The following is a 19724-nucleotide window of genomic DNA, read 5'->3' as shown; positions in this document are numbered from 1 at the left end:
CCATGTTCGACCCGCCATCCTGGAGGCTTCCTTGACCAAAGCACCGCAGATGGGCCTCCTCGAATGGGGTCTTCTCCTTGTCCTCTCCATCCTCTGGGGCGGGTCCTTCTTCTTCTCGAAGGTGGCGCTTGCCGAACTGCCGCCCTTCACCGTCGTTCTCTGCCGCGTGGCGATCGCCGCGACGGCGCTTTACCTCTATCTTCGGGCAACCGGCCGGGTGATTCCGGCGAGTGGCGAAGCGTGGCGCCTCTTTTTCGGCATGGGCGTGATCAACAATATCATCCCCTTCAGCCTGATCTTCTGGGGGCAGACGGCCATTGCCTCCGGTCTCGCCTCCATTCTCAACGCGACCACGCCGATCTTTGCGATTCTCGTTGCACACCTCCTGACCGCAGATGAAAAAATGACGCCGCAGAAGATCGCCGGTGTCCTGCTCGGGGTTCTCGGCGTCGCTGTTCTGATGGGCGGCAATGCCTTTGCAGGCGACGGTCCGCCGCTTTGGGCGCTTCTCGCCTGCCTGGGAGCCGCCCTCTCCTACGGCTTCGCCGGCATCCTCGGGCGCCGATTTCGCCGCATGGGCATCTCACCGGCCGTCGGCGCCTTCGGCCAGACAACCGCCAGCACGGTGATGATGCTGCCGCTCGTCGCTTTCGCCGACGCGCCATGGCAGCTCGCGGCACCCCATCTCGTCACCATCGGCGCAATCCTTGCCCTCGCGCTGATCTCGACGGCGCTCGCCTACATCATCTACTTCCACGTTCTGTCGGTCGGCGGAGCGACCAACTCGTCACTGGTGACGCTGCTGATCCCCGTCTCGGCCATCCTGCTCGGCAGCCTCGTGCTGGGCGAGCGGCTGTCGCCGAACCATTTTCTCGGCATGGCGCTGATCGCCCTCGGTCTCCTGTCGATCGACGGCCGGATCTTCGCCATGTTGAGGCGAGCCCCAGCCACGTGAGGCGCCCATGTTCGACCTCGTCTATACCTATCTCGAAAGCCCCATCGGACCGTTGCTTCTGGCCGGAGATGGTATCCGGCTGTCGAAGGTCGGCTTTCCCAACGGCAAGGGGCGTGTCGCGCCGCACGATCACTGGCGGCGCGACGACGGCCAGTTCATCGAGGCACGCGCCCAGCTCTCGGCCTATTTCGCGGGTGAACTGCGCACCTTCCACCTCGATCTGATGCCGGCGGGCACACCCTTCCAGCTTGCCGTCTGGCAAGCGCTCACAGCCATCCCCTATGGCGCAACCATGTCCTACGGCGAACTCGCCCGGCGCATCGATCGTCCCTCGGCAAGCCGTGCCGTCGGCGCCGCCAATGGCGCCAATCCCATCCCGATCATCGTGCCTTGCCACCGGGTGATCGGTACGTCGGGCGCCCTGACCGGCTTCGGTGGCGGTATCGACACCAAGCGCTGGCTGGTGGCGCATGAGACGGGCGGCAATCCCGGAGACCTCCAGGGCAGCCTCTTTTAGGCCGCGTCGCGCAAGCTGGCCTGGGCCTTGCTTTTCCTGTACCGGTGGCTGCTCGGGGTCGGCGTTCACAAGATTGCCGCAGACTTTCCCGACGATCGATGCTGGAATGTATCGTCGAGGCTTGGGGAGTTCGTATGACGGTATTCGAGTTAGGTGCGGCTCCTGCCCGGCGAAAAATCTCCAGCTTCGTCACGGCCGCCATGATCGTCGCGATCGGGCTCGTCACGCTGGCCCGGCTCAATGCGGATAGTCTCTATTTCGGCGACCTCCTTACCTTCTTCCTGCCGGCCCTGGCTGCGCTTTGCGTCGCCGCCGCGCTCCTTGCGCTTATAACAGGCAACCGCCTTGCCGCAGCGATCGCCGTCGTCCTCTCGCTCGTCAACGGACTGCCACTGGTCTTGCCGGTCGAGCGCGGTGCCGCTTCGGCGGGCGGCCGTGAACTGCGCGTTGCCACCAGCAACGTTCTGGGCGGCCGCAGCGATTACGGTGACCTCATCGCCTGGAGCACTCAATCCGGCATCGACATCCTGGGCCAGCAGGAGGTCAGCGGTTACCAGCTTAGGCGGTTCGGCGCGTTGCGCGCTCACTTCCCTTCAACCCCGCCCGCCGAGCTTCTGGGCCGTCACCCCGAAGTCATGGCCTGGTCCGGCTGGAAAATTCTCAAGGCCGAGCATGTCAAGAACGTTACCCTTGATCCGGTCTTCGGCTGGGGTGGCAACCCGTTGAGACTGGAACTCGCCCCACCCGGTTTGCCTGAGGCAATCAGTGTCACAGGGCAGTCCGTCCTTGTCGTCTACATCCTTCACCCCACGACGCCGCGCAGTTTCGACCAGTGGGAGAGCCGCAACGCCTATCTCGATACCGTTGCGCGAGCGATCGCCGCGGAAACGCCGGGAACCCCTGTTATCGCCATGGGTGACTTCAACACGCCCACTTGGTCGCCGTTCTTTCAATCGTTCCTGAAGAAATCCGGCTTGATCGACGCCGCTGGCACCGGCTGGCCGGCCACCACCCGGTTCTCCAGGCGTGCCCTTGTCAAGCGTTTCGCCTTCGGCTCGCCGGTCGACCATATCCTCGTCTCGCGCAACATCGAGGTTCGACATTTCGAGGTCGGCCCGGACATCGGCTCCGACCACTTTCCAGTGTTCGCCGACCTGCGCCTGCCCTGAGCTACCACCAGACCACAGGCAGCCCCCCACCGCGCAGCGCAGCCTCAGCCTCCGGCAGAAATCCACCGTCTGGCGCGTGCAGGGTCAGTCCCGGCAGGATGCGGAGCGGCGCTCGCCCTTGCGGCCGGCCGCGCAGGATCAGCCGATGTGCCGGCTCGCCGGCATGCGCGTGGATCGGCAGCAGCGTGAGCGAGCCAAAGCGATTGCCGATCGCCGAGAGCAACCTCGGCAGTTCGTCGGCGCGAAAGATCACCGTCAGCGTACCGGATGGTTTCAGGACGGCGGCAGCAGCGCGTACCCAACCCTCCATCGCATCCGCCGCAAGCGCATGCGCCCGTGCCCGCGACGCTGCCGGCGACGACCGGCCTCGATCGGCAGGATGAAAGGGCGGATTCATGACGAGATGATCCGCCATGTTGTCGAGAAGCCCGGCAGCCCGGCGTTCGGCGGCCGGCGCCAGCACGTCGGCAATGACGATGCTGACGCGACCGGCCGTACCGGCGTTCAGCGCGGCATTGCCTTCCGCAAGACCTGCGAGTTCCGGATCGATCTCCACCAGCGTGACGCTGATTTCCGGCAGTCTGTGGGCGGCGGCGAGACCGGCGACCCCAACGCCCGCACCGAGATCGACGACATGGCCGGTCGTCCTTTCAGGCAGCGCGGCGGCCAGCAGCACGGCATCGAGGCCGGCCCGATGTGCCCCGGACAATGGCTGATCGATCATCAGCTTGTTGTCGAGGAAACCATCACGACTGGTGACGCCGGAAAGGGTCATACTTCACGGCCCGCCTTGGACTTCGGACGCAACTCGTGTCCAAGGCCGGCGTCGGTCAGAAGACGCCGGGCACGGTCCGCCTCGTCGGTGTCGACCAGGACACGGCGGGGAAAAGCGCCAACCATGCCTTCCAGCGCACTCATCGCCTGGTCCGCAACGAGATATGCGATATCGGCGTCCTTGAGCAGCGCCTCGACAAAGGAGATGAGGACGAGATCGTTGGTGCGGATCAATTCTTCCATGAAACCTCCGGAATTGCCGGTGGCCTTCCCCGACAGGATTGGACATTATCCGCTTGGCGGCCTAATGGTCACCCAATTAATCTTTTCCGGTGCGGGCACCGACTCGTGACGGGAAGCGTTGTGGATACAACCGGCAGCAAGCCGGACGGACGGTTTCGGGAGTGAAGGTTTGAGCTCGGTCGCACCTCAGCACAGCAACGCTCCGGCGGCACCGCGCGAGACGTCGATCGCGCCCCTCATGCAGCTCGTCGATGCCGACATGCAGCGGGTCAACCAGATGATCCTCGACATGGCGGCCGCCAACGCCGAGATGATCCCGGAGATCGCCCGCCATCTGATCGATTCCGGCGGCAAGCGCCTGAGGCCGATGCTGACACTGGCCGCCGCCCTCGCCTGCGGCTATCGGGGCGATGGACATGTCAAGCTGGCGGCCACCGTCGAGTTCATGCACACCGCGACACTCCTGCACGACGACGTGGTCGACGAAAGCGAGCTTCGACGCGGCAAGCCGTCGGCGCGCATGGTCTGGGGCAATCAGGCGAGCGTGCTGGTCGGTGACTATCTGCTCGGCCAGGCCTTCCGCACCATGGTCGAGGTCGGCTCGCTGGATGCGCTCGCCGTGCTGTCGCGTGCCGCGGCGGTGATTGCCGAGGGCGAGGTGCTGCAGCTCGTGGCCGCCAAGCACCTTTCCACCAGCGAAGAGCAGTATCTGCAGGTGATCAACGCCAAGACGGCGGCGCTGTTCTCAGCGGCCACCGAGGTCGGCCCGATCATCGCCGGCAGCAGCGCCAAGGTACGAGCCGGCCTCGCCGACTATGGCACGCAGCTCGGCCTCGCCTTCCAACTCGTCGACGACGCACTCGATTACGGCGGCTCGTCGATGACGCTCGGCAAGAAGGTCGGCGACGATTTCCGCGAGGGCAAGGTGACCCTGCCGATCCTGATCGCCGCCGCCCGTGGCGGTGACGACGACCGTGCCTTCTGGCAACGCACCATCGAACAGGGCGACATCGAGGACGCCGATCTCGACCACGCCATCGAGCTGCTCGGAAAGCATCAGGCCATTGCCGCCACCGTCGAGCGCGCCCGGGCCTATGGCGACAAGGCCATCGCGGCGCTGGAGGTGCTCGAGGAGGGCCCATACCGGGCAGCCCTGGAGGACGTGGTCTATTTCTGCGTCAGCCGTGTGAGTTGATTCCTAAGATAGCGAATGAGAAAACCCGGGCAATTTCTTGCCCGGGCTGAATTTTCCTGCCTAGTGTTTATTGGAGACGCCGGCCTCGGCGAAGGTCGCCATGCCCGAGTGGACATCGGCTGCCGCCCGAATGATTGATCCGGCAATGGCCGCCCCGGTGCCTTCTCCGAGACGGAAGCGCAGGTCGACAAGCGGCTCCTTGCCGAGCCGAGCGATGACGTCGCGATGGGCGCCTTCCACCGAGGCATGGGCGATCTGAACATGATCGATGGAGCGAGGGTCAACGGCGTGCAGCACTGCGGCCGCGGCGGTGACGACATAGCCGTCGACGACCACCGGAATGTTCTGATGGCGGGCGGCGATGATGGCGCCGGCCATGGCGGCGATCTCGCGGCCGCCGACCCGGCGCAGAACCTCCAGGCCGTCGCGTTCTCCCTTGCCGAGGCGCTCCACGGCGGCGGCGACCGCATCGCGCTTGCGGGCAAGACCGGCGTCATCGACGCCGGTCCCGCGTCCGATCCAGTCGGCAGCCACTCCTCCATAGAGCGCGTGATAGATGGCGGCCGCCACCGTGGTGTTGCCGATTCCCATCTCGCCAAGCATCAGGAGGTCGGTGCCGCCGGCCACCGATTCCATGCCGAAGGCCATGGTGGCGGCGCAGCCGGCTTCGTCGAAGGCATCCTGTTCGGTGATGTCCGGCGTCGGCATCTCCAGCGCCAGCTCGAACACCTTGAGCCCGTAGTTGTAGCTCTTGCAAAGCTGGTTGATCGCCGCGCCGCCGGCAGTGAAGTTGGCGACCATCTGGAAGTTCACTTCGACCGGGAAGGCCGACACGCCCTTGGCAGCTACGCCATGGCTGGCCGCGAAGATCGACACCATCGGATGCCGTACCGCCGGCCGCTCAACCCGCTGCCAGGCGGCCAGCCACTCGGCAAGCTCCTCGAGCCGGCCGAGCGAGCCGAGCGGTTTGGTGAGCTCGGCATTGCGAGCGCGGACGGCGGCAATCGAAGCCTCGTCCGGCCCTGGCATCGAGCGGATCAGTTCGCGGAAATCGTCGAACGGCAAACCGGACATCGAGGGAATCATATCATCGTCTTTCTGATTGAACTGGAAACGGCAAGTCTGGATTTAGTGGGCAGACTGCCGCAATACCACGAAATGACACAACATTTAGCGGGTTCACGCTATACATGACTCGCTCCACGGCCTACAAACGAAGAATGCTTCGTGACGAACTCCTCCACCGTCTTGCCGATCTCGGCGCCTCGCTCCGCTTCCTCTCGCGCCTGCCCGTGCCCCAGTTCGGCCGGCTGGACGACACTGGCGCGCTGCCCGTGCTGCCACGGGCGGCGGCGACCTTTCCCCTCGCTGGCTTTCTGATCGCCCTGCCGGCGGCGCTCGTCGGTCTCGGAGCTTCCACTGCGGGCTTGCCAGATCTCCTCACCGGTCTTCTCGTGGTCGCTGCGCTGGTCGCGCCGACCGGTGCGCTGCACGAGGATGGCCTCGCCGACAGCGCCGACGGCCTTGTCGGCGGCGCCACGGTGGAAAAGCGGCTTTTGATCATGAAGGATAGCCGCATCGGCACCTTCGCCGGCCTCGCCCTGATTCTGTCGACGCTCATTCGGGCAAGCGCCTACGGCGCCCTGCTTTTTCTTGACCCGACAGCGGGTGTCTTCGCCGTGCTGAGCGGCGGTGCCCTCAGTCGTCTTTCGATGATCACTCTCTGGGCGGCGTTGCCCAATGCACGGCCCGACGGCCTCGCGGCGCGGCTCGGCCAGCCAGACCGCCTCGCGGTGGCAATCGGCGCCGGTGTGACGGTGCTTCTCCTGTCGCCGCTGCCGGCGCTCCTAGGCGCGCCGGCTGTCCTGCTCGGCGTCGTCTTTGCCGGGCTCGCCGCCCTCGCCTTCGGCGCCCTTGCCCGCGAGAAAATCGGCGGACAGACCGGCGACATTCTCGGCGCGACGCAGGTCCTCACCGAAGCCGCCTTTCTCATCGGCCTCCTGATCGCCAGGTGACATCAATGGTGGAGACGCCCTGCATCAAGGTCTGTCGCATACTGGAAGGCGGTAGTCTTTGTCGCGGTTGCGGCCGCACGCTCGACGAAATCGCCCGTTGGACGTCGATGAGTCCGGAAGAGCGGCGGGCGATCATGGGTGGCCTTGCGGAGCGGCTGCGGCACGCCGACATTCGGGACAGCAAGTCCCAGTCGGAGGCCTGAGCGATGCGGCAACCCGTGCTCTATCTCGCCGTGGCGATCCTTGTCGTCGCCACCGGCGTTCTCCTGCTCTTTGGAGGATCGGGCAGCATAGCCGGTCTGGCCCCGGCCGAGTTCGCCAATGTCGCCTATCTCTCGATCTTTGCCCTGCTGATCGGCGCCTCGCTCGCCCTCGGGCGCCACCGCATCAACGCGCGCCTATGGCACATTGCCGTCTGGCTCGCCGTCTTCCTGGCGCTTGCCGCCGGCTATCGCTGGTTCCATCAGGCGCCGACGGTGGTGGTGCCGAACGAGAACGTCCGTTCGACGGCAGTCTGATCAATCTCCTGCTCTCCTGGCAAAGCGCGCCGCCAGCACGCTGACGATCACCAACTGCAGGAAGTGAAAGACCATGATGGGCGCCACGATCAGGCCGATCGCGGCATTCTGGCCGAACATCACCGGCGCCAGAGGCACGCCGGTCGCCAGCGACTTCTTGGAGCCGCAGAACTGGCAGGCGATGCGGTCGCGGATGTTGAAGCCCATGATGGCGCAAACGCCGTTCATGATCAGATAGACCACGAGGAACAGCGCCACAGAGGCCACGGCGATCTCCAGCACGACGGTCAGATCGCTGGCGCTCCAGACGCCGGCCGCCACGGAATCACAGAAGGAGTTATAAACGATGGCGAGGATCGTGGAGCGGTCTGCGAGCTTCACCCAGAAGGCGTTGCGATGCGCCCAGCCGCCCAGCCAGCGACGGGCGATCTGGCCGAGCACGATCGGCACCAGCACCAGCATCACCACCTTGAGGATCACCGGCAGCAGCGGCATGTCGATGCCATTGCTCTTCATGTACCAGCTCATCAGAAGCGGCGTCACGAACACGCCAAGGAGACTGGACAGTGACGCATTGAACACGGCGGCCGGCACGTTGCCACGGGCGATGTTGGTCATCGCCACCGACGACGACACGGTGGATGGCAGCGCCGCCACGTAGAAGAAGCCGAGCCAGAGATCGTCGGAGAACATGCCGGGCATCAGCGCCCGGGCGGCCAGCAACAAGAGCGGAAACAGCACGAAGGTGGCAAATTGCACGCAGATGTGCAGACGCCAATGCAGCACGCCGGCCTTCATCCGTTCCGGTGACAGCGTCAGCCCATAGAGAAAAAACACCACGGAGACGCCGTAGGTGGTGACATACTCGAAATGCAGCGGTCCGCCGCTCGTGCCGGGCGTCGGCCAGATCAGCGCCAGCGCCACCATCAACACGAGGCCGATGAGGAAGTAGTCGAGCTTGGGAAGGCGGAGGGACACGGGCGGACGAGCTTTCGGAGGTCAGGCGGCCTTGCGGCGCTGGAGCGCATCGATAGCCGCATCGATCACCTCAAGGCCGGCGCCTTCCTTGACACCCCCCTCGGTCAGGATGCGGCGCCAGGCACGAGCGCCGGGGACCTTGTGATAGAGGCCGAGCATATGGCGGGTGAAGGCGGACAGGCGCCCGCCGGCGGCGAGATGGGCGGCGATATGGGGTCGCATCCGTTCCACCACGGCGAACGGATCGGCATCGTCGGTGGCTTCGCCATAAATGAGCCGGTCGACCGAACCGAGCAATGCCGGCTCCTGATAGGCAGCGCGTCCCAGCATGACGCCGTCGAGTGTCTTCAGAAGATCGACGGCCGCATCGAGATCGTTGATGCCGCCGTTGATGCCGATGAACACATGGGGATAGCGCGCCTTGAGGCGACGGACGCGGTCATAATCGAGCGGCGGGATGTCGCGGTTTTCCTTGGGGCTGAGGCCCTTGAGCCACGCCTTGCGGGCATGCACCCAGAGCGCGGACACGCCGGCAGCGATCACGGCATCGGCGAGCTTGTCGAGCGCCTCCTCGGGATCCTGCTCGTCGACGCCGATGCGGCACTTGACGGTGACCGGCACGCTGACCGCCTGGCGCATCGCCGCGACGCAGTCCGCGACCAGCTCGGGCTCCAGCATCAGGCAGGCGCCGAAGCGGCCCGATTGCACGCGATCCGACGGGCAGCCGACGTTGAGGTTGATCTCGTCATAACCCCAATCCTCGCCCACCTTGGCCGCAAAGGCCAACTCGGCCGGATCGGAGCCGCCAAGCTGCAAGGCAACGGGGTGTTCCTCAGGGAAAAAGCCCAAGAGCCGCTCGCGATCGCCAAAGCGGATCGCCGCCGTCGTCACCATTTCCGTGTAGAGCAGCGCCCGCGCACTCAGCTGTCGATGGAACAGCCGACAATTGCGATCGGTCCAATCGAGCATCGGTGCAACGGCGAAAACAGGGGCGGTATAGTGGCTCATCGGGTCCTTGCGGCTTGGGTTTCCGCTCCCATAAGCCAAAAGTCGAGAAAAGACGAGGGATAGCCGAGTTCAAAAGCGCGCGACGGCCAGCAAATCGTTTCGGTTGGCCACTGCGGCCGCTATAACGAGACCGATCCAGGGAGACCCGCCACGCCCGTCACAGACGTCGTCGTCTTTCACAATCCCGACTGCGGCACCTCGCGCAACGTCGTCCGCATCGTCGAGGCGGCGGGCTATACGCCGACCGTGCCCGAATATCTCGAGACCGGTTGGACCAAACCTCAGCTTCTTGCGCTCTTCGCCGCCGCCGGCATCGGGCCACGCGACGCGCTGCGCGTCAAGAAGTCGCCGGCCGTCGACCTGGGCCTCACCGACCCGTCGGTAGCCGACGAGGACATTCTCGAGGCGATGATCGCGCCCGCCATCCTCGTCGACAGGCCGTTCGTCGTGACCGCCAAGGGCACCGCGCTCTGCCGGCCGAGCGAACAGGTGCTCGATCTCCTCGACCGCTGGCCGCCCCCCCTTCGCCAAGGAGTATGGCGAGCTGGTGATCGACGCCGAGGGCAAGCGGGCGGGATAATCCCCGCCCCTCAGCTATTGTTACCCCTCGAAGGAAGCCCTGCCCCCATGGGCCGCCGACCACTCGGCCGGGGCGTGCAGGAACTTCTCGACTTCCGCCAGCATCGCCGCCGGGAACCGGTTCGAGGCCTTGGCTTCGGCGAGCACGTCCCACCAGGTGGCGAGCGCGTGCAGCGTGATGCCATCGGCGGCCAGCACCTCGGTCGACGAGGGGAAGATGCCGTAATGGAAGACGACGAAGGCGTGGCTCACCTTGAGGCCGGCGTCGCGCATCGCCTTGGTGAATATCAGCTTCGAGCGGCCGTCGGACGCGAGGTCCTCGACGAGGATGGCACGGGCGCCTTCCTTGACGTCGCCCTCGATCTGAGCATTGCGGCCGAAGCCCTTGGGCTTCTTGCGCACGTAGAGCATCGGCAGTTCAAGTCGATCCGACAGCCAGGCGGCGAAGGGAATGCCGGCCGTCTCACCGCCCGCGACCGCATCGAGCGACTCGGCGCCGATCTCGGAGAGAATGATCTCCTCGGCGAAGGCCATCAGCCGCTTGCGCAGGCGCGGAAAGGAAATGAGCTTGCGGCAGTCGGTGTAGACGGGGCTCGCCCAGCCGGACGTGAAGATATAGGGCTTTTCCGGGTTGAACTGGATGGCCTCGACCTCCAGCAGAAGGCGGGCGGTCTCGCGGGCGATGAACGACTTGTCCATGGAGGGTCCCCTAGCTGATTTGCCCGGCCATAGCACAGCTTGCCCGCCCTGTCCTGCCTTTCGCGGCGCCAACAACACGAAACGGCGGCCCTTCCTCAGGAAGGACCGCCGTCAGTCGCCCACTGTCCCGGGCGTGGAATATCCAGGTTCCGTTGCGGGGCCCGTTCCGGGGCCGACCGCAGCGATCAATGCAGCGAAATCCACTCGCGCGCCTGGCGCTGGGCCGCGGCGATATCAGCTGAAGACATCTCGTCTGCGAGTTCGCGGCGATAACGGGCAGCGCTTTCGGAGCCACGGAAAGCGGCGATGTTGAACCATTTGTGGGCTTCGATGAGGTTCTGCTCAACATCGCGACCCACGGCATACATCACACCAAGTTCGTAGAGGATGTCGCTGGTGGCACCAGAGCCGCCGGCCAGTTGATCGGTCGAGTTCAGTTCAAGACGAGCCATGATCACATTCCCTGTTCTGTATTGTTCGAGGTCTTTCGCCCCGTATCTTCGTTCGCCGAACGATGTGATCATGCTGCGCCAATTGATTAAAAAGCAGATTAAATTGCAGACTTAACAAGCGACAAACGAGTTCTAAATGAAGTATTGTGTTCAGTAGATATAAACCATCGATTCCCCAGTTTCCGGCCATTCCCATCTCAAACACCAGGACAGGCCGCTCACCGGGTGAAACCTTCCGGAAACCACACCGGAGAATAACCGGCGCAGTCCAACAGACGTTGAGGCGGGTTGTCTGACCGAAACAGGGAGAACGTCGGCAATCCGAGATTCGACGGAGCTATTCTAGATGGACAGGTTGAAGCAGAGCCCTGCCGCCTTACCGCGAACCCACATTACCATGCCATTCAGCGACATGTTCTGTTCCGGAATGCTGATAACCACCGACTGGCCAATCGCAAGCTGACCATCGGTATTGTTGACCTTACAACCGCCAACACTCATGTCTTCGACAATGCATTCACAAGTATATTTGTTGTGCTGCACGGTGGCCAACAAGAAACACTTCGCTCGCTTATGCCGGCGGCCATCCCCAACCCTGACATTCGGGTTGCGAAGTTGCTTCAGAACGTCTTGCATATGCATCGAGTTTTGCGAAGCCGCCATGCCTGCACCCATCGAGACTGCCAGGTAGGACAACAACAATAGCACATAGATCTATTTATTCATAATGACTCCTAAAATACATAAAATCCGATCAAATATTGAACAACCGCCTGAATGCATGAACCATTCACAGTTCAATGAAAAAGCCCCGGCGCATTGCCGGGGCCAACATGGCATAAGACTTTAGTCGTATAGAATAGCAGGACTCCCCGCTCGCCTGCCGGCTTCTCGGGCGGCAGTGCGCAAGAGGCGTTCTTCAGCGAGCACGCTGGTTGAACAATACCTTCTGCGCCTCCTTGTCGTCGGCAAGGTTGCTCGGCGGTGTCGGCGCGGTAATGGCCAGGGCCTTGGCCGCGGCCGGCCGGCTTGACACCCGGTCGATCCAAGCCATCACGTTCGGGAACTCGGCTGCCTTTATGTCCTGCCGCTCCCACCCACGCGCCCAGCCCACACAGGCGATGTCGACGATGGAATAGTCGCCGCAGACATAGTCCCTGCCCGCGAGCTGCTTCTCCAATACGCCATAGAGGCGGTGCGTCTCGTCCCGGTAGCGCTTGATGGCGTAGGGTATCTTCTCGGGCGCATAGAGCGCGAAATGATGATTTTGGCCGAGCATCGGGCCGAAGCCCGCCATCTGCCACATCAGCCACTGTTCCACCTCGACGCGGCCGCGCTCGTCCTGCGGATAGAATTTGCCGAACTTGCGGCCGAGGTACAGCAGGATGGCGCCCGACTCGAATACCGAAATCGGCTTGCCGTCCGGCCCCTCCGGATCGACGATGGCCGGCATCTTGTTGTTGGGCGAGATAGCCAGGAAGTCCGGCTGGAACTGGTCGCCCTTGCCGATGTTGACGAAATGCAGATTGTAGGGAACGCCGAGTTCCTCGAGCATGATGGTGATCTTGTGGCCGTTGGGCGTCGGCCAGTAATAGAGGTCGATCGGCTTGGTTTGGATCGCAGTCATCGGCTTCTCCTCGCCTGTTTTGGGGAACAGTATTCCACGAGGCAGCATATTGTCCCGCTACGGACGCGAAAAGAGGTCGGTGATGAACTCCGCGTGTTCAGACGGACGGGTCAGCCGCTTCAGCCGATCTTGCCGTCACTCGCCCGCTCCATGACAACGCCGATCTCCTGGCCGTCGCGACGGACGATGCGAACGTCGTAACGCCGGTGGTCCGCCTCATCTTCAAGCTGCAGCTCCAGCGGCAAGGGCACCGGCTCGGTGAGGACGAGTCTGGCGCCATTGTCGGATCGATCGCGGATGATGCAGTCACCGAGCCGACGACCGTCACGGCTGCGCAGGATGCCGGCTCTGAGGCGCGTCCTGTGGCGATCTTCCCGGCGGCGATTGCCGGTGTTTGGCGGGGCAGGGTCGGTCATGACACGGCTTTGCGGAAAGAGACTGACCGAACGTCTCTTCACTCGCTTGCCTCAGCCTTGCGCCTCAGAAAGGGCTCTCGCTGGGCAGGGCGGGCGCTTCCTTGAGAAGGACCAGTTCGATGCGACGGTTGCCCGACAGGAAGGGATCGTCGGGGAACATGGGGTCCTTGTCGGCGACACCAATCACCTGAGCGAGGCTGCCCGGTCCGAGACCAAAGCTGCCGAGGATTTCTGCCGTGGCAAGCGCCCGCTTGGTGGAGAGCGTCCAGGCCGCGCCGCCAGGAACAGCCATGTCGCCGGTCGATTCGGTGTGCCCGATAATCTGCAACCGGCCCGGCATCTGCTGGATGACCGGAGCGATGCGCGACAGAACGATCTTCATGCGGTCTGTCGGTTCGCTCGACTGCGCACCAAACATCGGCCGGCCATCCTGATCGATGATCGAGATATGCAGACCGTCGTGGGTAACGCTGAGCACGATCTGCTTGGAGAGTTCGGCGTAGTCGGGCAGGTCCTGCAACGCTTGCCGCAAGGATTCCGAGGCGGTGAGATACTCGCGCGGCTTGCTCTCGGCCGCCTTCTCGAACCGGTTGGTGTTCACCTCCGGTCCCTGCTTCTCATACTGGTCGTTGAAGTCGGTGGCGAACTCGACGGCCTCGGACAGCGACATGGGCTGAACGTTGCGCAGATATTTGCGCTCGGGCAGGCCGCTCTGCTCGATCATGCCGGCCGGGCGCTGCACCGATTGGTAACCGAAGGCGTCGCGCATCGAGCCGGCGGCGTCATGCAGCTTCTGCTCGTCCTGACTGGAGAAGGACACGATCATCACGAAGAGAGCCATCAGGAGGGCCATCAGGTCGGCAAAGGTGATGACCCATGGCGCCCCGCCATGTCCCCCTCCTCCACCGCCGCCCTTCTTCCTGCCGCTCATTCAGCTGCCCTTCCGTTTTTATGTCCGGCCTTCAGGCCGCTTCCCTGCCAGCTTCGGCCTTGGCCCGATGCTTGAGCGGCAGGTAGGAGAGGAGCTCCTCATGAACCTGCTTGGGGCTCTTGTTCTCGCGAATCATCAAGACCGCGTCGATGATCATCGACTGGATCTCCGCTTCGTGATTGGCCCGGTTGGACAACTTGTCGGCCACCGGCGCCGCAACGACGTTGGCGACGACCGCGCCGTAGAGGGTAGTCAGCAGCGCGATCGACATGGCCGGACCGATCTGCTTGGGATCCGACATGTGGGCGAACAGCGACACGAGGCCGATGATGGTGCCCACCATGCCCATGCCCGGCGCCGCCTCGGCGATCTTGGCCCAAGCCGTGTGCCCCATGTGCAGGCGCTCGTGCTGCAAGTCACGCTCGCGCTCGAGAACGTGCTGGATGGTCTCGCCGGAATAGCCGTCGGCGATCATCTGGATCGCCTTCTGAAGGAAGGGTTCGTCGATCTCCAGCTTCTCGAGACCGAGCGGCCCCTGTTTGCGCGCCACCTCGGCAATCTCGGTCAACTGATCGAGCAAGTGGAAGGTATCATGCGTCTTGTACATGATCGCTTCCTTGAAGCCGCCGAATACGGCCACAGGAAACGTCTTGAGCGTATAGCGGCCGAGCATCGCAACCAGGGCGCCGACAACCACCACCACGGTCGCCAGAAGGTTCATGAACATCATGATGTTCGAACCTTCAAGGATGACGGCTATATAGAGCACGGCAAAGCCGCCAAAAACACCGAGAAGGGTTGCAATATCCATCGGTCGCTCAATCCGGGGGGAATGAAACAGGCAGTGCGGCTTGCGCCGCCGAACCCCGGCCTTCCAATATTAGGGACGGTGGCGATAAGGCAGGCTTAACGAACAGGGTTAACCAAACCTTCCGAGGCATGAAAAAGGGCGGCCCGAAGGCCACCCTCATGCAAATTCTGCTTTGCAGACGGCAGCTTGTGCCGCCCTTTCCCGGCTCATTCGATTCCAAGCTTCCGCTTGACGAGGTCGTTGACCGCCTGCGGGTTGGCTTTGCCGCCGGTCGCCTTCATCACCTGCCCGACGAACCAGCCACTGAGAGTCGGCTTCGCCTTGGCCTGCTCGGCCTTGTCGGGGTTGGCGGCGATCACCTCGTCCACGGCCCTTTCGATGGCCCCGGTATCGGTGACCTGCTTGAGACCGCGCTCTTCAACCAGATTCTTGGGATCGCCACCTTCGGTATAGACGATCTCGAACAGATCCTTGGCGATCTTGCCGGAGATGGTGCCGTCGCCGATCAGGTCGACGATGGCGCCGAGTTGGTCGGGGGAAACGGGCGATGCCTCGATGCCCTTGCCGTCCTTGTTGAGACGGCCAAACAGCTCATTGAGCATGAAATTGGCGACTGCCTTGCCGTCGCGATTCTTGGCGACCTGCTCGTAATAGTCGGCCGAGGCGCGTTCGAGCGTCAGCACCATGGCATCATAGGGTGTAATGCCGTAGTCGGCGACGAAACGGGCCTTCTTCTCGTCCGGCAGTTCCGGAAGGTGGGCCTTCAGGCTCTCCACCCAGGCCGGATCGAGTTCCAACGGCAGCAGATCCGGATCGGGGAAGTAGCGGTAGTCGTGCGCCTCTTCCTTGGAGCGCATCGAGCGTGTTTCGCCCTTGCCCGGATCGTAGAGACGGGTCTCCTGATCGATCTTGCCGCCATCCTCCAGGATGCCGATCTGCCTGCGTGCCTCGAACTCCACCGCCTGGGCGGCGAAGCGCATCGAGTTGACATTCTTGATCTCGCAGCGCGTGCCGAGCGGCTCGCCGGGCTTGCGCACCGAGACGTTGATGTCGGCGCGCATGGAGCCTTCTTCCATGTTGCCGTCGCAGGTGCCGAGATAGCGCAGGATCGTGCGGAGCTTGGCGAGATAAGCCTTCACCTCCTCCGACGAGCGGAGGTCCGGCTTGGAGACGATCTCCATCAGCGCCACGCCCGAGCGGTTGAGATCGACGAAGGACATGGTCGGATGCTGGTCGTGGATCGACTTGCCGGCGTCCTGTTCGAGGTGCAGCCGTTCGATGCCGATCTCCACGACGCCTTCCGGCATGTCGAGCAGCACCTTGCCCTCACCGACGATCGGCTGCTTGTACTGGCTGATCTGGTAGCCCTGCGGCAGGTCCGGATAGAAATAGTTCTTGCGGTCGAACACCGAGTAGAGGTTGATCGCCGCCTTGAGGCCGAGGCCGGTGCGGATCGCCTGCGCAACGCATTCCTCGTTGATCACCGGCAGCATGCCCGGCATCGCCGCGTCGACGAGCGACACATGCATGTTCGGCTCGGCTCCGAAGACGGCCGAGGCGCCGGAAAACAGCTTGGCGTTGGAGGTGACCTGGGCATGCACCTCGAGGCCGATGATGACCTCCCAGTCGCCAGTGGCGCCCTTGATGAGCTTCTTGGGGTCGGGGGTGCGAACTGCCATGTTCATGAAGGGTCTCTCGGATCGGTCGGACGACATCTGTCTGGCGGGATAGCCCGTTTTGCGCCGGAGGTAAACGGGAAAGGCGCACCAGTCCAGCATGTCGCGGGTTGAAGAACGACCCGAAAATGGCGAAGGGCGCCGCGATGACGCGACGCCCTCCCAACTGTGCGCTGCGGCCGGGATCAGTCGAGCGACAGGCGATAGACCAGCACCATGGTGTCGACATCGGCGTCGGCCTTGTAGTCCGCGCCGACCTGGTGCCCCTTGGTGGTCATGAAGTCGTTGTCGTTGGCGATGAGCAGCAGGACGTCGTTCGGGTGCTCTGGATCGAGCGCCGGCACGACACCCATCGCCTCCCACTTTTCAGAGAGGTCGCTGGCGTCATGCGGCGCGCCATTGTGAAGACCGGCCTTGTTGAGCTCGGCATTGTCGTTCATGTCGACGACCGTGGCGAGCGTCGCCGGCGTTACCGATGGGTCGAGGACACCCTTGGGCGCCACCGGCTTCCCGCCGTCAAACTCGGTGCCGGCGATATTGGTGGCACCCGCAAGGTCGAGAAGATCGACGCGGCGATAGAGCGAGGTGTCGCCCTTGACGCCCCAGCCGTTGTTGCTGTCGCGCGACAGCAGCAAGAGCCGACCATCCGGCAGGACCGCCAGCTCGGACTGGGCGGCCACCAAGGTCTTACCCTCGCCGTCCTTGAAGGTCGGCAGCGGCACGACATATTCGGCCTTGAGGTTCAACGCGTCGGGATCGGCGGCGTCATAGACCAGTGCGCGCGTGTTGAAGCGCGTCGTCTTCTTGTCGCCGCCGTCCTGGCGGGTAGCGCTCTGCAGAACCACCGTCAGTTCCCTGGTGGCCGGATTGAACGCCATGCCCTCGAAGCCCTGATTGTTCTGGCGGCCGGTCTCCGGATCCTCCGGATCGGGCTTGGGCGCGCCGACGCCTGGGTTGTTGGACGAGAAGTTGATGGCGCCCTTGCGCATCGGCAAGAGGGCCGGCGGCGGCAGCGTGGCCGACACCAGCTTGCCGTCCGCCGTGAAATGGTAGACGGCCGGTCCATACTCGTCGGAAATCATCAGAGAACCGTCGGGAAGGCGAACGATTGCCTCGGGATCGAGGCTGACGGCACCCGTCGCCGCGCCGGGAAGATCGGCGCCGTTGTCCCTGTTGACGGCGACCGGATCGAGGCCGCTCATCGGCTTGCCGGACTTGTCGGTCAGAAGAACGGTACTCTCGAGCTTCAGCTCGGCAACGGCCGCCTTGCCCGCCTCCGGCGCTGCGAAAGCGATCGACAGCCTGTTGACGCGGGTTCGGTAGTCCGTGGTGCCTTCCACATTGTAGCCGCGGTCGGGCAGCAGCAGGAACGATCCCTCGTAGCCCCTGTCGGTCTTCTTCCAGTCGATGACGGACATGCCTGACCCGGAGCCAAAGGTTTCACCGAAGCTGTCGAGAAGATCGGCCGGCAGGCGGCCTGCCGCCACAAGTCCCTTGTTGATGGGCAGGTCGGCCGCCGCCGACGCCATGGCGCCGGCAAGAAGCGTGACGGAGAAAATGGAAAGCGGGAGAATCTTCATGGCAACCTCTTTGGTGAAACCAGAGAGGTTGCTCAGTAGGCTTGTAGTTTGAAGCTGATATGAAGGCGCCGGTCAGAGACCGGCGCCCCATCGTTTCACCACCACTGCGTTGGCGCGAATGTGCCGACAGCCCTCTCGATCGCCGCCCCCAGGGTGAACAGCGTCTCTTCGTCGAATGGCCGGCCGATCAGTTGCAGGCCGAGCGGCAGCCCCTCGGCGTTGAGTCCGGCCGGCACGGCAAGGCCCGGCAGGCCGGCCATGTTGACCGTCACCGTGAACACGTCGTTGAGGTACATTTCCACCGGATCGGCATCGGCCTTCTCACCGATGCCGAAGGCGGCCGACGGCGTCGCCGGCGTCAGGATGGCGTCGACGCCCGCGGCATAGACCGTCTCGAAATCGCGCTTGATCAGCGTGCGCACCTTCTGGGCACGCAGGTAATAGGCGTCATAATAGCCGGCCGACAGCACATAGGTGCCGATCAGAATGCGGCGCTTCACCTCGGCGCCGAAGCCGGCGGCACGGGTGTTTTCATACATGTCGACGATGTCCGAGCCCGGCACGCGCAGGCCATAGCGGACGCCGTCATAACGAGCGAGGTTCGACGACGCCTCGGCCGGCGCCACGATGTAGTAGGCCGGCAAGGCGTATTTGGTATGCGGCAGCGAGATGTCGACGATTTCGGCGCCGGCATCGCGCAGGATCTCGATACCCTTCTTCCAGAGCGCATCCATCTCGGCGGGCATGCCATCGAGACGGTATTCCTTGGGGATGCCGATCCGGAACCCCTTCACCGACTTGCCGACCGCAGCTTCGTAGTCGGGAACCGGAAGGTCGACCGAGGTCGTGTCCTTCGGGTCGACGGATGCCATCGACTTCAGCAGGATGGCGGCATCGCGAACGTCACGGGCGATCGGGCCGGCCTGGTCGAGCGAGGAGGCGAAGGCGACGAGCCCCCAGCGCGAGCAGCGGCCATAGGTCGGTTTGATGCCCGTGGTGCCGGTGAAGGCAGCCGGCTGGCGGATCGAGCCGCCGGTGTCGGTCGCGGTTGCCCCGAGACAGAGGCGTGCCGCAACGGCAGCCGCCGAACCGCCCGACGAACCGCCCGGCACCAGATTGACGTCGGACCCATTGCGCCGCCACGGATTGACCACCGAGCCGTAGTGGCTGGTTTCGTTGGAGGAGCCCATGGCGAACTCATCCATGTTGAGCTTGCCGAGCATGACGGCACCGTCGGCCCACAGGTTCGCCGACACCGTACTCTCATAGGTCGGCTTGAAGCCGTCGAGAATGTGGCTGCAGGCCTGGGTATGAACGCCTTCGGTCGCGTAGAGGTCCTTGATACCGAGCGGCAAACCTTCGAGTGGGCCGGCCTTGCCGGCGGCAAGGCGCGCGTCGGACGCCCTGGCCATGTCGCGAGCCTTCTCAGGCGTCTCGGTGACATAGGCATTGAGCACGCGCGCCCTCTCCATGGCGGCGAGATAGGCATCGGTCAGCTCGACGGCGGTGAAGGACTTGGCCTTCAGCGCATCGCGCGCCTCGGCAAGGGTAAGTGCGGTGAGATCGGTCACGGCGGAAATC

Annotated in this window: 22 protein-coding genes and 1 pseudogene; 8 read left to right on the top strand and 15 right to left on the bottom strand. The window is 63.8% G+C overall.

What is annotated here, in order from left to right; genetic code table 11:
* The first annotated feature begins 31 nt into the window (after positions 1-31).
* The 3 genes from CXZ10_RS04460 to CXZ10_RS04450 all read left to right on the top strand — a co-directional run bounded on the left by CXZ10_RS04460 (position 32) and on the right by CXZ10_RS04450 (position 2641).
* The gene (locus tag CXZ10_RS04460; RefSeq protein ID WP_425298906.1) at positions 32-955 is read left to right on the top strand and encodes a DMT family transporter; all 924 of its coding nucleotides are present in this window, start codon (positions 32-34) and stop codon (positions 953-955) included.
* Between the two features lie 7 nt (positions 956-962).
* The gene (locus CXZ10_RS04455) at positions 963-1472 is read left to right on the top strand and encodes a methylated-DNA--[protein]-cysteine S-methyltransferase (protein WP_101287810.1); all 510 of its coding nucleotides are present in this window, start codon (positions 963-965) and stop codon (positions 1470-1472) included.
* A 134-nt stretch (positions 1473-1606) separates the two neighbouring features.
* Positions 1607-2641, top strand: a complete 1035-nt coding sequence (locus CXZ10_RS04450) for an endonuclease/exonuclease/phosphatase family protein (RefSeq protein ID WP_180335855.1) — start codon at positions 1607-1609, stop codon at positions 2639-2641.
* Position 2642: 1 nt separating this feature from the next.
* Here CXZ10_RS04450 and CXZ10_RS04445 read toward each other — a convergent pair whose 3' ends face one another.
* Together CXZ10_RS04445 and CXZ10_RS04440 are read right to left on the bottom strand one after the other, a co-directional pair.
* Complete coding sequence (locus tag CXZ10_RS04445; RefSeq protein ID WP_101287806.1) at positions 2643-3416, bottom strand: tRNA1(Val) (adenine(37)-N6)-methyltransferase; 774 nt, start codon at positions 3414-3416, stop codon at positions 2643-2645.
* Complete coding sequence (locus CXZ10_RS04440; protein WP_101287804.1) at positions 3413-3658, bottom strand: putative signal transducing protein; 246 nt, start codon at positions 3656-3658, stop codon at positions 3413-3415. Before CXZ10_RS04440 ends, CXZ10_RS04445 begins: the two co-directional genes overlap by 4 nt.
* A 238-nt stretch (positions 3659-3896) precedes the next feature.
* Between CXZ10_RS04440 and CXZ10_RS04435 the strand changes: the two genes are divergently transcribed.
* Positions 3897-4853, top strand: a complete 957-nt coding sequence (locus CXZ10_RS04435) for a polyprenyl synthetase family protein (protein WP_101288358.1) — start codon at positions 3897-3899, stop codon at positions 4851-4853.
* A gap of 60 nt (positions 4854-4913) precedes the next feature.
* Here the strand turns inward: CXZ10_RS04435 and cobT are convergent, their stop codons facing one another.
* Entirely contained in the window at positions 4914-5927 is a 1014-nt protein-coding gene (cobT, locus tag CXZ10_RS04430; protein ID WP_425298907.1) for a nicotinate-nucleotide--dimethylbenzimidazole phosphoribosyltransferase, read from the bottom strand.
* Positions 5928-6073: 146 nt separating this feature from the next.
* Between cobT and CXZ10_RS04425 the strand changes: the two genes are divergently transcribed.
* From CXZ10_RS04425 to CXZ10_RS04415, 3 genes are read left to right on the top strand one after another with little or no spacing between them, the layout of a single operon-like run.
* On the top strand, positions 6074-6868 hold the full coding sequence (locus CXZ10_RS04425) for an adenosylcobinamide-GDP ribazoletransferase (protein WP_101287800.1): 795 nt from the start codon (positions 6074-6076) through the stop codon (positions 6866-6868).
* 5 nt (positions 6869-6873) lie between these two features.
* Positions 6874-7071 carry a DUF1289 domain-containing protein gene (locus CXZ10_RS04420; protein WP_101287798.1) on the top strand — a complete coding sequence of 66 codons (198 nt, stop codon included), beginning with the start codon at positions 6874-6876 and terminating at the stop codon, positions 7069-7071.
* A gap of 3 nt (positions 7072-7074) precedes the next feature.
* Entirely contained in the window at positions 7075-7386 is a 312-nt protein-coding gene (locus CXZ10_RS04415; protein ID WP_101287796.1) for a hypothetical protein, read from the top strand.
* Here CXZ10_RS04415 and CXZ10_RS04410 read toward each other — a convergent pair whose 3' ends face one another.
* Together CXZ10_RS04410 and dusA are read right to left on the bottom strand one after the other, a co-directional pair.
* Positions 7387-8364 (bottom strand): bile acid:sodium symporter family protein, encoded by a 978-nt coding sequence (locus tag CXZ10_RS04410; RefSeq protein WP_101287794.1) that lies wholly within the window; start codon positions 8362-8364, stop codon positions 7387-7389. It lies immediately after the preceding gene.
* A gap of 21 nt (positions 8365-8385) precedes the next feature.
* Entirely contained in the window at positions 8386-9372 is a 987-nt protein-coding gene (dusA, locus tag CXZ10_RS04405; protein WP_101287792.1) for a tRNA dihydrouridine(20/20a) synthase DusA, read from the bottom strand.
* Between the two features lie 93 nt (positions 9373-9465).
* Here dusA and CXZ10_RS21950 point away from each other — a divergent pair.
* A pseudogene (locus CXZ10_RS21950) lies at positions 9466-9810 on the top strand (thioredoxin domain-containing protein); the annotation flags it as partial.
* Positions 9811-9972: 162 nt separating this feature from the next.
* On the opposite strand, the gene CXZ10_RS04395 reads toward CXZ10_RS21950, so the two are convergent.
* The 10 genes from CXZ10_RS04395 to gatA form a co-directional block, all read right to left on the bottom strand.
* Complete coding sequence (locus tag CXZ10_RS04395) at positions 9973-10650, bottom strand: orotate phosphoribosyltransferase (protein WP_101287790.1); 678 nt, start codon at positions 10648-10650, stop codon at positions 9973-9975.
* A gap of 185 nt (positions 10651-10835) precedes the next feature.
* Positions 10836-11102, bottom strand: coding sequence for an SEL1-like repeat protein (locus CXZ10_RS04390; protein WP_101287787.1), 267 nt, complete (start codon positions 11100-11102; stop codon positions 10836-10838).
* 342 nt (positions 11103-11444) lie between these two features.
* Complete coding sequence (locus tag CXZ10_RS04385) at positions 11445-11777, bottom strand: PilZ domain-containing protein (protein WP_143741471.1); 333 nt, start codon at positions 11775-11777, stop codon at positions 11445-11447.
* 244 nt (positions 11778-12021) lie between these two features.
* Positions 12022-12729, bottom strand: a complete 708-nt coding sequence (locus CXZ10_RS04380) for a glutathione S-transferase N-terminal domain-containing protein (protein WP_101287782.1) — start codon at positions 12727-12729, stop codon at positions 12022-12024.
* Between the two features lie 119 nt (positions 12730-12848).
* Positions 12849-13145: a PilZ domain-containing protein gene (locus CXZ10_RS04375; RefSeq protein WP_101287780.1), complete on the bottom strand. Its 297-nt coding sequence runs from the start codon at positions 13143-13145 to the stop codon at positions 12849-12851.
* Positions 13146-13209: 64 nt separating this feature from the next.
* Positions 13210-14076 (bottom strand): flagellar motor protein MotB, encoded by an 867-nt coding sequence (locus CXZ10_RS04370; RefSeq protein WP_101287778.1) that lies wholly within the window; start codon positions 14074-14076, stop codon positions 13210-13212.
* A gap of 31 nt (positions 14077-14107) precedes the next feature.
* Positions 14108-14887, bottom strand: a complete 780-nt coding sequence (locus CXZ10_RS04365; protein ID WP_101287776.1) for a MotA/TolQ/ExbB proton channel family protein — start codon at positions 14885-14887, stop codon at positions 14108-14110.
* 206 nt (positions 14888-15093) lie between these two features.
* Positions 15094-16572, bottom strand: a complete 1479-nt coding sequence (gene gatB, locus CXZ10_RS04360) for an Asp-tRNA(Asn)/Glu-tRNA(Gln) amidotransferase subunit GatB (protein ID WP_101287774.1) — start codon at positions 16570-16572, stop codon at positions 15094-15096.
* 176 nt (positions 16573-16748) lie between these two features.
* Positions 16749-18179 (bottom strand): esterase-like activity of phytase family protein, encoded by a 1431-nt coding sequence (locus CXZ10_RS04355; protein WP_425298915.1) that lies wholly within the window; start codon positions 18177-18179, stop codon positions 16749-16751.
* A 59-nt stretch (positions 18180-18238) separates the two neighbouring features.
* Positions 18239-19714, bottom strand: a complete 1476-nt coding sequence (gene gatA / locus CXZ10_RS04350; protein ID WP_101287770.1) for an Asp-tRNA(Asn)/Glu-tRNA(Gln) amidotransferase subunit GatA — start codon at positions 19712-19714, stop codon at positions 18239-18241.
* Between the last annotated feature and the right edge of the window lie 10 nt (positions 19715-19724).

Source organism: Pleomorphomonas diazotrophica (assembly GCF_002844595.1).
GTDB lineage: Bacteria > Pseudomonadota > Alphaproteobacteria > Rhizobiales > Pleomorphomonadaceae > Pleomorphomonas > Pleomorphomonas diazotrophica.
The sequence above is the reverse complement of the archived record's forward strand: the minus strand, read 5'-3'. Positions and strand labels throughout refer to the sequence as shown.